Below are 14,426 nucleotides of genomic sequence, written 5' to 3' on the forward strand. Positions count from 1 at the left end.
GGCGCGGGTCAGACGCTGGCGTCGTAGGCGGTCTGCTCGATCTCGAGGTAGCGGGGCAGTCCCGTTCCGTCGAGTTCGTCGAGGTAGGCCTGCCAGGCGTCGTCGGCGTTCACGTCGCGGATGCCGGTGACGAACTCCGCGCTGGACTGGCTCACGAGGTTCTCGATGTTCGTCGTCAGCTCGGCGACCTCCGCGGTCTGGTCCTCGGGCACCCACACCGACCAGTAGGGGAAGACCTGGTCCTTCGGGGCGTAGGGCTCGTAGAGCTTGCTGGCCGCGAACAGCATGCGCTCGTAACCGTCGGGCGGCTGCACCTGACCGTTGCGGAACTCGGCGTTGGAGTTGTACTGCGCCAGCGGGCCCCAGGCGTTGTTCGCCGGCTTGACGTTGGGGTCGGCCGGGGGAACGCGGACGAACGGGGTCAGGCTCTCGTCCAGCGCGGTCTCACCGGGTGCGGGAGGGAACCACTCGACCCCTTCGAGCCCGAACTCGGCACGGACGTGCTGGTCCTGCGGGAACATGTGGTCGATCATCTCGATCGCGGCGACCTGCTCCTCCTCGCTGGCCTTGTTGGTCAACGCGAACGTCGCCCCCGGCATGCTGGGCAGGTTGTAGGAGGCGAACTGCACACCGGCCGGACCCTTCAGCGGCGGGAGCGCCTGGTAGGCCTCGTCCCGACCGTCGTCCTGGTAGGTCGTGACGAAGATGCCGGAGTGCAGGGCCGTCGCGGCCCCCACCAGCGGCGCGGCGGCGTTGTCGCCCTTGGCGATGAGCGCGTCGCGGTTCTGGGTGAAGGCCGCCGGGTCGATGAGCCCCGCGTCGTAGAGCTTCGCCATGTACGCGAGCGCGTCGCGGTAGGCCGCCTGGCCCGCCTGCAACGTGACCTTGCCGTCCTCCAGCGCCAACGTCGAGGGGTAGGTCGCGCTGCCCTGCGGGTCGTAGAGGAAGGCGTTGACGAAGTAGGGCAGCAACAGGTCGTCGACGCTGGAGGTCAACGGGATCTCGTCGGCCTGACCGTTGCCGTTGGGGTCCTGCGTCTTGAACGCCATCATCACGTCGAAGAACTCGTCGGTGGTCGTGGGCATCTTCAGCCCGAGCTTGTCGAGCCACTCGGTGTTGATCCACAACTTCGCCTGGTAGGAGCAGTGGAAGCAGTCGTTCCACTGCGGCAGGCCCCAGATCTTGCCGTCCGGCGCCGTGGCGAGCTTCTCGTACTCGGGGTTCTGCGCGAACGCCTCCTTGATGTTCGGTGCGTGCTGATCGATGAGGTCGTTCAGCGGCAGGAGAACTCCCTGCTGGCCGTAGCGCTGCAGGTCCTGCTGGGAGAACTGGTCCACCCACGGGACCATGAGGAAGGCCTCCGGGTAGTCCCCGCCCGCGAGCAGGATGCGCCGGGCCTCGGCCGCGGTCGTCCCGTCGTAGGTCGTCGTCTGCCAGTCGAAGGTGTACCCCGTCATCTCCTCCATCTCCTTCGAGAAGGTGTTGGTGGCGAGGTCGGTGTCCGGTCCCTGGGCCGCGAAGACGGTGAGCTTCTTCGCGTCGTCGGGGTCGTCACCGGCCGAGCAGGCGGCGGCGGCCAGCAGGGTCGAGGCCGCGAGGGCCACCACGGCCGTGCGAGCACGGGAACGTCGACGGATGAACATGGGAGGTCCCTTCGGTGGTGCGGCGACGGCGGTGTCGCCGGAGGTGGTGGGCGGTTCGGGCGGGGTCAGCCCTTGACCGCGCCGACGAGGATGCCCTTGGTGAAGTACCGGGCCACGAACGGGTAGACGAGCAACAGCGGAACGGTGGCGATGACGATGAGCGAGTACTTCAGCAGGTTGGCCAGCTGCTGGCGTTCCATCATCGCGGCGGCGTCGGTGCTGCCGCCGGAGGTGTTGAGGATGAGGATGTTGCGCAGCACGATCTGCAGCGGCGCCAGGTCGGCGTCGCGCAGGTACAGCAGCGCGTCGAAGTAGGAGTTCCACTGCGCGATGCCGTACATCAGGGCGATGACCGCGATGAGGGGTTTCGCCAGGGGCAGGACGACGGTGAAGAGGATGCGGAGGTCGCTGGCGCCGTCGAGCTGGGCGGCCTCGAGCAGTTCGGCCGGGATCGAGGCCCGCAGGAACGCCACCGCGATGATGACCTGCCACACCCCGATGGCCTGCGGCAGCAGCAAGGCACCCCGGGTGTCGAGCAGGCCCAGGGCCTGGACGACGAGGTACGTCGGGATGATCCCGCCGGCGAAGAGCATCGTGAACACGACCAGCTTCGTGATCACCTTGCGCCCCCAGAGGTCCGGGGTCGACAAGGGGTACGCGATCATGACCGTGAGCGTGACGCTGATCGCGGCCCCGGCGACGGTGTAGAAGACGGAGTTGGCGAAACCCCGGAGGATCGCGGAGTTGCTGAGCGCGACCTCGTAGCCGCGCAGGGTCGGGTCCACCGGCCAGAGGAAGACCCGTCCCGCCGACACGGCCTGGGGCGAACTGAAGGAGCTCGCGAGGATGTAGACCAGGGGCACGAGCACCAGGACCAGCGCCGTCGTCAGCAGGACGTAGACGCCGACCATGAACATCCGGTCGACGGTCGGGTCCTTCACCTGCCGGGAACGGTGCACCGGACGGTCGAGACGGGCTCGGTCCCGCCGGGAGAGCTTCTGCTCGGTACCGGTTCCGCTCACCACAGCCCGCTCCCCGTCACTCGTTTCGCGACCCGGTTGACGCTCACGAGGAGCACCAGGTTGATGGCGGAGTTGAAGAGGCCGACGGCGCTCGCCAGGCTGAAGTCGGCGTTGATGAGACCCACCTTGTACGTGTAGGTGGCGATGACCTCCGACTGCGAGAGGTTCAGGGGGTTCTGCAGCAGGAACGCCTTCTCGAACCCCAGCGACATGACGTTGCCGACCCCCAGGATGAGGATGACGACCGCCGTCGGGGCGATGCCCGGCAGGTCCACGGCGATGATCTTCTGCAACCGGTTCGCTCCGTCGACCCTGGCCGCCTCGTAGAGCGTCGGGTCGATCCCGGCGAGGGCGGCGAGGTAGATCACCGCGGAGTAGCCGGCCGTCTGCCACACGTCGGTCCAGACGTACACGTGCCGGAACGCGTCCGGGTCGCCCAGGACGTTGGGCTGGTCCATGCCGAAGAACCCGAACACGTCGGAGAGGAGACCGATGCGCGGGGACAGGATCAGGATCGTCATCGACACGATGATCACCGTGGAGATGAAGAACGGGGCGTAGGTGACGAGCTGCACCGTGCGCGCGAAGAACTTCAGCCGGACCTCGTTGATCGCCAGGGCCAGGATGATCGGGATGGGGAAGCCCGCGAGCACCGCGTACACCGACAGGACGAACGTGTTGGTGACGATCCGACCGAAGACGGGGTTGTCGAAGAAGCGCTGGAAGTTCGCCAACCCCACCCAGTCGCTGCCCCAGATGCCGTCGACGACGCTGTACTGCTTGAAGGCGATGACGGCGTTGACCATGGGGACGTACTTGAAGACGACGAACCAGAGCAGCGGGACGGCGAGCATGAGGTAGAGCTGCCAGTGCCGACGGAAGCTGCGTCGCGCCGCCGAGCGCCCGCGCACCTCCGTCCCGGCAGCCCGGGTCACCGCTCCCGGACGCAGCGGGGTCATCGCCACCAGACGGCCCGTTCCCTGCGCCCGACGCCACGGCCGATCGCACCGGTACGACGGTCAATCATCAGATGATTCTCCGGAACGACGCGGTAGGTCGTGCAGCCTGGAGCCGGCACGAGACGCTGATGCAACGAAAATTCGGCGAGCACTGTGTCTCCTCTTTGAGCGCACCATGTCTTGCGTGAGTACGATCTGGACCGTAATCGTCTGATGTTTGGGGTGTCAACCCTCACACTCCTCAGCCGCACCCCCACCCGCGCCATCGCCAGCGAGGTCGACGGAAGGCTCGCGGCCTCCCCGACGTTGCCCCTGTCGTGATCGTCGAACTCTTCTCGTCCGCCTTCTGCGGTCCGTGCCGGACGGCGCGCACCGTGGTCGGCCAGGCCGCCCGCCTGGTCCCGCAGGTGCGGTTCGAGGAGGTCGACGTCGCCGACGACACCGTCCGGGCCGAGGCCGCGGACGTGTCGAGCACCCCGACGATCGTGGTGCGCGAGGACGACGGGACCGAGGTCTTCCGCGCCGCGGGCGCTCCGACGCTGCCGCAACTGCTGGCGGCGATGGGGCGCGCCGTCTGAGCGTCGTCCCGGCGACCACGTCGCGGTGACTGCGGACGGGTCACGGGGCGGGTTTCACCCGATCAGCCGCTGTCGTCACCGCCGTCGCGCCCCGATCTTCTAGTCATCACCGACTGCCTCTCGCACCGCACCCCACGACTCGAAACCTCCCTGGTCAGCACCCCCTCCCCCCTCGACGAGAGGTACCGCACCACGATGGCTGCACGTTTCGACCCGGCCCCGGGCCGGCCGTCCACCCCCGAGGGCCGGCTCCCACCCGCGGGCCGGGAACCGGACCCCTCTCGGCCGCCCGTCCCGCGGGGTCGACCGATCGTCGCGAACGGTACGGATTTCCCGCGCACGCCGTTCGGTCGTCCCCGCGCGTCGACGCGGACACCCCGTGGTCGCATGCTGCACCTGTTGCGCGGCAGGGTCTCGCACTGAGGACCCGAGGACGGCGGCACCGTCGCCGCTCCGGACTGCACCGCAGGGAGACCCCCGCGCACGGGCCTCGACCGGAACCTTCCGCGGTAGGGCGGGTGGGGCTCGAACCCACGACCGAGGAATTATGAGTTCCCTGCTCTGACCGACTGAGCTACCGCCCCTCACGACCCCCGCGCGACGGTGCCGGCGAGCGAACGCTCCGCCGGACTCTACCCGACCGGCCCCGACGCCCCCGGGGCCCAGGTCGGTTCAGGAGGGCGAGACGTCCTCGAACCCCTCGGCCGCGACGACGGTCGCCAGACGGTCGTGGTGGATCCGTCCAGCACTGTCCCGCAACGGTTTCCCCGTCCCACCCCACCGCGCGGCGGTGATCTCGGCGGCGATCGAGATCGCCGTCTCCTCGGGGGTCCGGGCGCCGAGGTCGAGCCCGATCGGCGAGTGCAGCCGGGCCAGCTGCGCCTGCGACACCCCCGCGTCGAGCAGTCGCGCGACGCGGTCCTCGTGGGTCCGACGGGACCCCATCGCCCCGACGTAGGCGGCGGGGCCGCGCAGGGCGAGTTCGAGCAGCGGCACGTCGAACTTCGGGTCGTGGGTCAGCAGGCAGAGCACCGTCCGGTCGTCGACGGCGGTCCGGGACAGGTAGCGGTGCGGCCAGTCGACGACGACCTCGTCGGCCATCGGGAACCGCCGCGCGGTGGCGAAGACGGGCCGCGCGTCGCACACCGTGACGTGGAACCCGAGGAAGCTCCCCACGCGGGCGAGCGCCGCGGCGAAGTCGATGGCCCCGAAGACGATCATGCGGGCCGGCGGCGCGAACGACTCGACGAACACCTCGAGGTCGTCGGGACGGCGTTCTCCGTCCGGACCGACGTGCAGCACGCCGCTGACGCCGGCGTCGAGCAGTCCGCGGGCGTCGTCGGTGACGGCGTCGTCGAGGCGTTGCGAGCCGAGCGACCCGGTACGGCCCAGCGGGTCCACGAGCATCCGCCGGCCCTGCGCGGCGCCCGGTCCGACCACGGTCGCCAGTGCCACCGCCGAACGCGCCGCGACGGCGGTGGACAGCGCACGGACGAGGTCGACGTCGTCGACGAGGGTGACGAAGACCTCCAGCTCGCCCCCGCAGGTCAGCCCGACGGCGAAGGCGTCGTCGTCGCTGACCCCGTAGCGCGCGAGGACGGGCCGCCCGTCCGCGACGACCTCGCGGGCGAGTTCGTAGACGGCCCCCTCGACGCACCCCCCGGACACGCTCCCGACGACCTCACCGTGGTCGTCGACGGCGAGCGACGCGCCGGGCTGGCGGGGAGCCGAGCGCCAGGTGCGCACGACGGTCGCGACGGCCACCCGGCGACCCGCCGAGAGCCACCGGTCCACCTGGTCCAGGACGTCGCGCACACCCCATGGTCGCTCACGCACCCCCGTGACCGGCCCGGACGTCGTGCACGACCACGAGCACGGTGTGGCCGGGGCGCGGAGGTCCAGGTGGTGGGAGCACGCACCGCCGACCGCTGGTCGCACCCGGAACGACGGAGGGGCGGGCCTCTCGGCCCGCCCCTCCGTGGAAGCTCCCGCAGTTGGACTCGAACCAACAACCTGCCGGTTAACAGCCGGCTGCTCTGCCAATTGAGCTATGCGGGACCACTTCTCACGACCGGGATGTAACCCCCGGTCACGACTGTCCAACCGTACCAGCCTCACGGACCGCTCCGCGCACGGCACGGGATCACGCGCCCTGGGCGCGCTCCTGCCAGGTCCGCCGGGCGGCTTCGAGGCGGAACAGCTCGGCCGAGGCCTCCCCGTACTCCGCGCTCGCGGGGTCGAGACGCTGCAGCGTACGGCGGGCCTCGGCCACGGCACGGGTCGCGGACTGCCCGGCGAGGGCGGCGACGAGCTGACGTCCCCAGCTCTCCAGCTGCTCCTCGCTGGAGACGGGCAGGTCGGTGGCCGCGAGCTCGTCGACGAGGGCCGCGACGGGGCCGTCGGCGTAGTCGAGGACGCCGGCCAGCCAGGCCGGTCCCTGCGGAGCCTCCCCGGGGCCACCGGCGGCGGTGACGGCGTCGTGGACGGCCCGGTGGCCGGGCGCGGCGAACGCGTCGGACTCCAGGGAGTCGAAGACCTCGGCGACGGCCCACGGCGCCTGCAGGACGCAGGCCAGCACCTGCCGCTCGAGCTGGGCCACGGGGTCGTTGGCAGCCATCGAGCGGACCGGCTGCCGGGCGGGCGGCTGCTGCGGCCGCCCCTGCTGCTGCGGTGCCCCGCTCCCGGAGTGGCGGCGGACCCGGTCGAGCACGAAGCGCTCGTCGAGGAACCCCGTCCAGCGGTCCAGGTTGATGGCGTAGCGCTGCTGCAGCCCGCGGTCGCGGATGGCGGCGACGATGGGCGCGGCGGCGTCGAGCGCGGCGAGGCGGCCGGCGTCGGAGTTCAGGTCGAACCGTTCGATGGTGGAGCGGATCGCGAACTCGAACAGCGGGACCCGGCCGTCGACCAGTTGCGCCACAGCGGCTTCCCCGGCGGACAACCGCAGGTCGCACGGGTCCTGACCCTGCGGGGCGACGGCGACGTAGGTCTGGGCGCTGAAGCGCTGGTCGAGCTCGTAGGCCTTCAGCGCCGCCTTCTGCCCGGCCGCGTCGCCGTCGAAGGTGAAGACGACCTCGGCGGAACCGTCGCTCTCCCCCAGCATCCGCTGGACGATCCGGGCGTGGTCCTCGCCGAACGCCGTACCGCAGGTCGCGACGGCCTGCCCGACCCCGGAGAGGTGGCAGGCCATGACGTCGGTGTAACCCTCGACCACGACGACGCGCTTGGTGCGCGAGATCTCCCGCTTGGCGAGGTCGAGGCCGTAGAGCGCCTGCGACTTCTTGTAGATGGGGGTCTCCGGGGAGTTCAGGTACTTCGACTCGATGCGGTCGTCGTCGAAGAGCCGGCGGGCCCCGAACGCGACGGTGTGCCCGCTGACGTCGCGGATCGGCCACACCAGCCGCCCGCGGAAGCGGTCGTAGAGGCCCCGCTGGCTCTGCCCGGCCAACCCGGAGGTGACGAGCTCCTCCTCGCCGAACCCCTTGGCGCGCAACTGACGCAGCAGGGCGTCACCGGTGTTGGGGGCGAAACCGACCCCGAACCGGGCGGCGTCCTCCCGGCTGAACCCGCGTTCGGCGAGGAAACCCCGCGCCGTCTCCGCCGGACCGACCCCCTCGAGCTGCTGGGCGTAGAACTCCTCGGCGAGGGTGTGCATCTCGAGCAGGCGCTGGCGCTGGCCCGCGTTGGAGGCGGGGCGCTGGGCGCTGCGACCACCGTCGTCGACGTAGCGCAGCTGGATCCCCGCGCGCTGGGCGAGGCGCTCCACGGCGTCGGCGAAGCCGAGACCGTCGATGCGCATGACGAACTCGATCGCGTCGCCGGACTCCCCGCAGCCGAAGCAGCGCCAGCGCCCGGTCGCGGGACGCACGGTGAAGCTGGGGGTCCGCTCGTCGTGGAAGGGGCAGAGGCCCTTGAAGGAGCCGACACCCCCCGTCCGCAGGGAGACCTGCTCGCCCACGACCTCGTCGAGGCGCACGCGTTCCTTGACCGTCTGCAGATCGTCTGGATGGATGCGCCCGGCCACGGGTGGAGTGTAGGCGCCGGGGCGCCACCGACCGGGTGGCAGGATCGCCCTGTGAGCAGCGAACGGACGAGCAGCAGCGCCGCGGGCAGCGACGACCGGGCCTGGGGCTTCCGCACCCGGGCCGTGCACGCCGGGGCGGTCCCCGAGCCGACGACGGGCGCACGCGCCGTGCCGATCTTCCAGACGACGAGCTTCGTCTTCGAGGACGCCGCCGACGCCGCGAACCTCTTCGCGCTGCAGAAGTACGGGAACATCTACTCCCGCATCTCCAACCCGACCGTCGCCGCCTTCGAGGAGCGCATGGCCTCCCTGGAGGGCGGGCTCGGGGCACTGGCCTGCGCGAGCGGGCAGGCCGCGGAGTTCCTCACCTTCGCCGCCCTCGCCGGCGCGGGCGACCACGTCGTCGCCTCCAACAACCTCTACGGCGGCACCGTCACCCAGCTCGACGTCACGCTGCGCCGCTTCGGCGTCGACACCGTCTTCGTCGCCCCGGAGCCCGAGACCGTCCGCGCCGCGATCACCGAGAAGACCCGCTTCGTCTTCACCGAGCTCGTCGCCAACCCCTCCACGGTGATCGCCGACGTCCGGGCCCTGGCCGACGTCGCCCACGAGGCCGGCATCCCGCTGATCGTCGACGCGACCACCGCGACCCCCTACCTCTGCCGGCCCATCGAGCACGGCGCGGACATCGTCATCCACTCCGCGACGAAGTTCCTCGGCGGCCACGGCACCACGCTGGGCGGCGTCGTCATCGACGCCGGCACCTTCCCCTGGGACAACGGGAAGTTCCCGGCCATGACCGAACCGGTCGCCTCCTACGGCGGCCTGAGCTGGTGGGGCAACTTCGCCGAGTACGGCTTCCTCACCAAGCTGCGCAGCGAGCAGCTGCGCGACATCGGCGCGACCCTCTCGCCGCACTCCGCGTTCCTGCTGCTCATGGGCGTGGAGACGCTGCCGCAGCGGATGCGCGAGCACGTCGCCAACGCCCGCACGGTCGCCGCCTGGCTCGAGGCCGACGACCGCGTCTCCTGGGTCCGCTACTCCGGTCTGCCCAGTCACCCGCACCACGGCCGGGCCGAGCAGTACCTGCCCGAGGGTCCCGGCGCCGTGTTCTCCTTCGGGGTCGTCGGCGGACGCGCAGCCGGCGAGCGGTTCATCAACAACGTCCAGCTCTGCTCGCACCTGGCCAACATCGGCGACGCCCGCACCCTCGTGCTGCACCCGGCCTCGACGACCCACCAGCAGCTCTCCGCCGAACAGCTCACCGCCGCCGGGGTCCCCGAGGACCTCATCCGGATCAGCGTGGGACTGGAAGACGTCGAGGACGTGTTGTGGGACCTGGACCAGGCGCTCGCCGTCGCTGTGGAGGGGAACCGATGAACGACTCGACCAGTGGGGCGACCGGCACCGTCCCGGACGCGGGCGCGGACCTCGGCTCGGTCGCCGCCCCGGAGAACCTGGAGCAGGCCCCCGCCGCGACCGGTTCCAAGGACGCCGCCCCGACGTCGTGGACGGCCCCCGGCGCCGGGGAACGTCTGCGCATCCTGCGCCGCACGAAGACCGTCGCGATCCTCGGCGCCTCGAACAAGCCCTCGCGCGCCTCGTACTTCGTCGAGACCTACCTGCTCGCGGACTCCGACTTCGAGCTGTGGTTCGTCAACCCGAACGAGACCGAGATCCTCGGTCGGCCCGCCTACCCGTCGTTGCGTGAACTCCCCGGGGTCCCCGACCTCGTCGACGTGTTCCGCCGTCCGAGCGAACTCGGGGGTGTGCTCGACGACGTCATCGCGGTCGGCTCCCCCGTGATGTGGATGCAGCTGGGCCTCGCGGACGACGCCGTCGCCCAGCGCGGTGCCGAGCACGGCGTGACGGTCGTGATGAACCGCTGCCTGAAGATCGAGCACGCGAGGTTCCACGGCGGTCTGCACCTCGCCGGTTTCGACACGGGCGTCATCTCGGCCCGGCGCCGCGCCCGCTGAAGGTTGTCCACAGCTCGACCGCGGAGAACTCCGGGGTGGCCGCGACGCGCCTAGCGTCGCGGCCATGACCGGACGACCCCCGAAGAAGCTCCGCTGGATCCTGGTCGGGGTCGGCGCCGCCGTCGGCCTCCACCTCCTGATCGGTGTGGCGGTGGTCGCCGCCGGGTTCGCCCGCAGCGCCTCCGACGTGCGCAGCATGGCTGCGCCGCAGTCGGTCCGCCTCTCCTCGACCGTCACGTGGACGGTGGGGACCTGTCTCGCGGAACGCTCCGAGGTCTCCTGTGCGAGCGGACACGACGCCGAGGTCGTCGCCGTCGTCCCGGTCACCGACGACCTCCGCGACGGACGACGGCGCTGGGGCGCGAACTCCTCCTGCGCCCGCGAGGTGGCGGCCGTCATCGCGGCCGGGGAGTTCAGGCCGGACACCGTCACCTACGCCTCCGCCTACCCGCCCCACGAACTGCACGACGAGCGGGTGTTCTGCCTGCTCGTCGCACCCGACGACTCCCCGATGCGGGGGTCCTGGACCGGCGGGGACCTGCTCGGGCCGACCGCCCCGGCGCCCTTCGAGTGAGTCCCCGGACACGACGGGGCGCGGTGCGCCGACCGCCGCGCCGGGACTCGCCGTAACCTGGGCGGGTGATCGAGCACCGGCCGCCACGACCCACCGACGGGTTCTCCCTCGCCGCGCTCGTGACGGGAATCCTGGGCACCGGCCCGGTCGCCTTCGCCCTCGGCGCGATCGGGCTGCACCGCACCGGCCGAGCGCAGACAGCGGGCCGCGGGTTCGCGATCGCCGGGATCGTGCTGGGCGGGCTGCAGATGCTCGCGACGTCGATCGCCGTCGCCTGGATCGTCGGTACCGCGGTGGCCGGGGTCTCGTTGCTCGGCCGCCTCCCCGCGGACCCCTTCGGGACGAGCACGGGCTCGACGACGATCGACGACCTGACGGCCGGCGACTGCTTCGACAGCGGGGACGACGACGGTCTGCACGGCACCGTCGAGCGCACCGCCTGCGCCGACACCCACGACGGCGAGGTCCTCGAGGTCGTCACCCTGCCCGACGGGACCTACCCCGGCGAGGCCGAGCTGGAGACCTACGCCGAGGACCACTGCCGGTCCGACGCCTCCACCGCGGTCGACGACGCGGGCCTCGACCCGGACGACTTCGAGTACGGCTACTACTACCCGTTGGAGCAGGACTGGGCCGACGGCAGTCGGCTGCTGCAGTGCACCATCCACGGCTGGGAGGGCGACCTGCAGGGTTCCGTCCTGGACGGGGACGCCGCCGTCACGTCGTGAGATCGCGGGGCGTGAGCCGGCGGTGCCAGGCCAGGGCGGAGACGTCGGTGAGGGAGGCGACCTGGTCGATCACCACCCGCAGGCGGGCCGCGTCGTCGGTCGCGAGGGCGTGGTCCTCCCGGAACGGCGGTTCGAGGACGTCGGGCCCCTGCCGGACGAGGGCGTCGAGGAGTTCGCGCAGCAGTTCCCGCTGGCGGGCGTAGAACGGCTGACGTTCCTGCGCGCTCATGACGAACGTGGCCGCGACGCCCTTGAGGACGGCGACCTCGAGGGTCGTGTCCACGGGGACGACGACGTCGGCGGCGTAGCGGGTGAGGCGGCCGTCGCCGTGGCGTTCCCGGGTCGCGTGCTCGGCCGCGTTGGCGAACCGGCCGATGAGCTGGGAGGTCATGTCCTTCAACGCCGCCAGGTGACGACGACCGCCGAACACCTCACCGGGTTGTTCCCGGGCCCAGAATCCCGACGTCGAGAGCCGTTGCAGCGCAGCGGCGACGGCCTCGTCGGAGGCGTCGGGCAGGTACCAGTCCCGCACCTGGGCGGCGACCCGGGCACGGATCTCGTCCTGGTCCAGCCAGTCGAGGCGGACGTGGCCCGCGACGATCGCGTCCTCGACGTCGTGCACCGAGTAGGCGACGTCGTCGGAGAAGTCCATGACCTGGGCCTCGACGCACGGCCGGTTCTCCGGCGCGCCGTCGCGCAGCCACGCGAACACCTCGGCGTCGTCGACGTAGGCCCCGAACTTCGACGTCACGCGCGGCGCCTTCCCGTGCAACCACGGGTACTTCGTCGAGGCGTCCAGGCTGGCGCGGGTCAGGTTCAAGCCGACGGGCGAACCGTCGGCGGCGACCGTCTTGGACTCCAGCCGGGTCAGCAGCCGCAACGTCTGGGCGTTGCCCTCGAAACCCCCGATGTCCTGAGCCGCGTCGGCCAGCGCCCGTTCGCCGTTGTGGCCGAACGGCGGGTGGCCGAGGTCGTGGGCCAGGCAGGCGGTGTCGACGACGTCGGGGTCGCAACCGAGCGCCGCCCCGAGTTCGCGGCCGACCTGCGCGACCTCGAGGGAGTGCGTGAGGCGGTTGCGGACGAAGTCGTCGGTGGCGGGGCCGACGACCTGGGTCTTGGCGGCGAGCCGACGCAGCGAGGAGGAGTGCAGGACGCGGGCGCGGTCCCGCATGAAGGCGCTGCGACCGTGCGTCTTCGGCGGTTCCGTGGCCCAGCGTTCGAGGTCGCCCTCCTGGTAGCCCGCGCTCATCCGCCGGACACCGAGAGCTCGGCCTGGGCGATCATCTCGGCCGCGGCGCCGGTGAGCTCCTGGGTCTCCAGCCAGCCCTCCGGCAGCGCGACCCTCGCCTGCGGCGACCCGGCCCGGCCGCGGGAACCCTCCGCGGCGGCACCCGGGTAGTCCTGGTCGAGGTCGAGGTCGGCGATGAGCTCGTCGAGGGCCTCGAGGGTGTCGACGAGGCCGAGGCGGGCCCGCATGTCGCCGCCCACGGCGTAGCCCTTGAAGTACCAGGAGATGTGCTTGCGGATGTCGCGGCAGCCGCGCAGTTCGTCGCCGTAGAACTCGACGAGCAGGTCGGCGTGACGGCGCAGGACCTTCGCCACGTGGCGCATCCCGGGCCTCACCCGGTCCTCGCGACCGGCGAACCCCGCCTCGAGGTCGGCGAACAGCCACGGTCGCCCGAGGCAACCGCGGCCGACGACGACCCCGTCGCACCCGGTGCGCCGCATCATCTCCACCGCGTCCTCGGCGCTCCAGATGTCGCCGTTGCCGAGCACGGGGATGGTGGTGACCGTCTCCTTGAGGCGCGCGATGGCCTCCCAGTCGGCGTGGCCGGAGTAGTGCTGCGACGCCGTCCGCCCGTGCAGCGCGACGGCGGCGGCACCCTCCTCCTCGGCGGCCCTGCCGGCCTGGAGGTAGGTGAGGTGGTCGTCGTCGATGCCCTTGCGCATCTTCACCGTCAGCGGGATGCCGCCCTTGGACGCCTCGCGCACCGCCCCGCGGACGATGTCGCGGAACAGGGTCGCCTTCCAGGGCAGCGCGGACCCGCCGCCCTTGCGGGTGACCTTGGGGACGGGGCAGCCGAAGTTGAGGTCGACGTGGTCGGCGATGTCCTCCTCGACGACCATCCGGACCGCCGCGGCGACCGTCGTCGGGTCGACCCCGTAGAGCTGCAGGCTGCGCGGGGTCTCGGTCTCGGTGAACGTCACCAGGCGCATCGTCTCGGCGTTGCGTTCGACGAGGGCGCGCGAGGTGACCATCTCGCTGACGTAGAAGCCCTCACCCTGCTCGCGGCAGAGCTGCCGGTAGGCGGAGTTGGTGATGCCGGCCATCGGTGCGAGGACGACCGGCGTCGCGGAGACGTGCGGTCCGATCCGCAGCGGCTGGACGGCCGTCAGGGTAGGTGCGCTCACACACCCATTGTGACGGCCCACGCGGGTGCCGGGGAGCCGGTGCTCGTGTCCGGCTCGGGGACGGACAGCACCGGGCACGGCGCGTCGAGCACGACGAGCCGTGCGCGACCGCCCAGGAGGTCGTCGACCCCGCGCCGGGCCAGGCCGACGACCAGCAGGGCGGCCTGTTCGCGTTCGGCCAGGTCGAGGACGGCCTCGACGACGTCGGCCCCCTCCGGGGGGAGGCGAAGGTCGAGTCCGACGGGGGCGCTGCGCAGGCGCAGCAGCAGCCCGTCCGGCAGCGGCGCCGCGGCCACCACCGCGATCGTCCCGCCGCGCAGGCGGGCCTGGGCGAGGGCCTCGAGGACGGCGTGCTCGTCCCCCGGTTCGTAGCCGACGACGATCAACGGGTGCTGCCGGGACCTCGGACCGCACATCGAACGCTCCTTCGCGTCAGGGGTGGATCGGCGACCTGGGCACCGTAGGATCCGGGCAAGCGCTTGCGCAAGCGCTTGCCTGGTGCTGTTGCCA

The 14,426-nt window shown here is 71.5% G+C and carries 13 protein-coding genes and 2 tRNA genes; 5 read left to right on the plus strand and 10 right to left on the minus strand.

What is annotated here, in order from left to right; all coding sequences use genetic code 11:
• Nucleotides 1-8 precede the first annotated feature (8 nt).
• From SJY07_RS04075 to SJY07_RS04085, 3 genes are all read right to left on the minus strand, one after another.
• Nucleotides 9-1,643, minus strand: coding sequence for an ABC transporter substrate-binding protein (locus SJY07_RS04075; protein ID WP_380157194.1), 1,635 nt, complete (start codon nt 1,641-1,643; stop codon nt 9-11).
• Between the two features lie 65 nt (nt 1,644-1,708).
• Nucleotides 1,709-2,560, minus strand: coding sequence for a carbohydrate ABC transporter permease (locus SJY07_RS04080; protein WP_380162150.1), 852 nt, complete (start codon nt 2,558-2,560; stop codon nt 1,709-1,711).
• A 101-nt stretch (nt 2,561-2,661) separates the two neighbouring features.
• Complete coding sequence (locus tag SJY07_RS04085; RefSeq protein ID WP_380162152.1) at nt 2,662-3,624, minus strand: ABC transporter permease; 963 nt, start codon at nt 3,622-3,624, stop codon at nt 2,662-2,664.
• A 317-nt stretch (nt 3,625-3,941) separates the two neighbouring features.
• Here SJY07_RS04085 and SJY07_RS04090 point away from each other — a divergent pair, with 317 nt between their 5' ends.
• Nucleotides 3,942-4,202, plus strand: coding sequence for a thioredoxin family protein (locus SJY07_RS04090; RefSeq protein ID WP_328295513.1), 261 nt, complete (start codon nt 3,942-3,944; stop codon nt 4,200-4,202).
• Nucleotides 4,203-4,712: 510 nt separating this feature from the next.
• On the opposite strand, the gene SJY07_RS04095 is transcribed toward SJY07_RS04090, so the two are convergent.
• The 4 genes from SJY07_RS04095 to dnaG all read right to left on the minus strand — a co-directional run bounded on the left by SJY07_RS04095 (nt 4,713) and on the right by dnaG (nt 8,223).
• Nucleotides 4,713-4,786: transfer RNA gene (locus SJY07_RS04095), tRNA-Ile, on the minus strand.
• Nucleotides 4,787-4,874: 88 nt separating this feature from the next.
• Nucleotides 4,875-6,017, minus strand: coding sequence for an XdhC family protein (locus SJY07_RS04100; protein WP_380157197.1), 1,143 nt, complete (start codon nt 6,015-6,017; stop codon nt 4,875-4,877).
• A 170-nt stretch (nt 6,018-6,187) separates the two neighbouring features.
• Nucleotides 6,188-6,260: transfer RNA gene (locus SJY07_RS04105), tRNA-Asn, on the minus strand.
• 85 nt (nt 6,261-6,345) lie between these two features.
• The gene (gene dnaG, locus SJY07_RS04110) at nt 6,346-8,223 is read right to left on the minus strand and encodes a DNA primase (RefSeq protein ID WP_328295511.1); all 1,878 of its coding nucleotides are present in this window, start codon (nt 8,221-8,223) and stop codon (nt 6,346-6,348) included.
• Nucleotides 8,224-8,274: 51 nt separating this feature from the next.
• On the opposite strand from dnaG, the gene SJY07_RS04115 reads away from it, so the two are divergent.
• From SJY07_RS04115 to SJY07_RS04130, 4 genes are all read left to right on the plus strand, one after another.
• On the plus strand, nt 8,275-9,603 hold the full coding sequence (locus SJY07_RS04115) for an O-acetylhomoserine aminocarboxypropyltransferase/cysteine synthase family protein (protein ID WP_380157199.1): 1,329 nt from the start codon (nt 8,275-8,277) through the stop codon (nt 9,601-9,603).
• Nucleotides 9,600-10,202 carry a CoA-binding protein gene (locus SJY07_RS04120; protein WP_328295509.1) on the plus strand — a complete coding sequence of 201 codons (603 nt, stop codon included), beginning with the start codon at nt 9,600-9,602 and terminating at the stop codon, nt 10,200-10,202. Before SJY07_RS04115 ends, SJY07_RS04120 begins: the two co-directional genes overlap by 4 nt.
• Nucleotides 10,203-10,266: 64 nt before the next feature.
• Complete coding sequence (locus SJY07_RS04125) at nt 10,267-10,776, plus strand: hypothetical protein (protein ID WP_328295508.1); 510 nt, start codon at nt 10,267-10,269, stop codon at nt 10,774-10,776.
• A 65-nt stretch (nt 10,777-10,841) separates the two neighbouring features.
• Nucleotides 10,842-11,504, plus strand: a complete 663-nt coding sequence (locus tag SJY07_RS04130) for a septum formation family protein (protein ID WP_380157202.1) — start codon at nt 10,842-10,844, stop codon at nt 11,502-11,504.
• Here SJY07_RS04130 and SJY07_RS04135 read toward each other — a convergent pair.
• The 3 genes from SJY07_RS04135 to SJY07_RS04145 are packed head-to-tail and all read right to left on the minus strand — an operon-like array spanning nt 11,494 to nt 14,332.
• Nucleotides 11,494-12,753: a deoxyguanosinetriphosphate triphosphohydrolase gene (locus tag SJY07_RS04135; protein ID WP_328295506.1), complete on the minus strand. Its 1,260-nt coding sequence runs from the start codon at nt 12,751-12,753 to the stop codon at nt 11,494-11,496. The genes SJY07_RS04130 and SJY07_RS04135 overlap by 11 nt on opposite strands.
• Nucleotides 12,750-13,916, minus strand: a complete 1,167-nt coding sequence (dusB, locus tag SJY07_RS04140) for a tRNA dihydrouridine synthase DusB (protein WP_328295505.1) — start codon at nt 13,914-13,916, stop codon at nt 12,750-12,752. Before dusB ends, SJY07_RS04135 begins: the two co-directional genes overlap by 4 nt.
• Entirely contained in the window at nt 13,913-14,332 is a 420-nt protein-coding gene (locus SJY07_RS04145) for a universal stress protein (protein ID WP_380157205.1), read from the minus strand. The genes dusB and SJY07_RS04145 overlap by 4 nt, the downstream gene beginning before the upstream one ends.
• Nucleotides 14,333-14,426: the final 94 nt, after the last annotated feature.

The sequence above is a fragment of the Kineococcus sp. R86509 genome, assembly GCF_042466365.1.
Lineage (GTDB): Bacteria > Actinomycetota > Actinomycetes > Actinomycetales > Kineococcaceae > Kineococcus.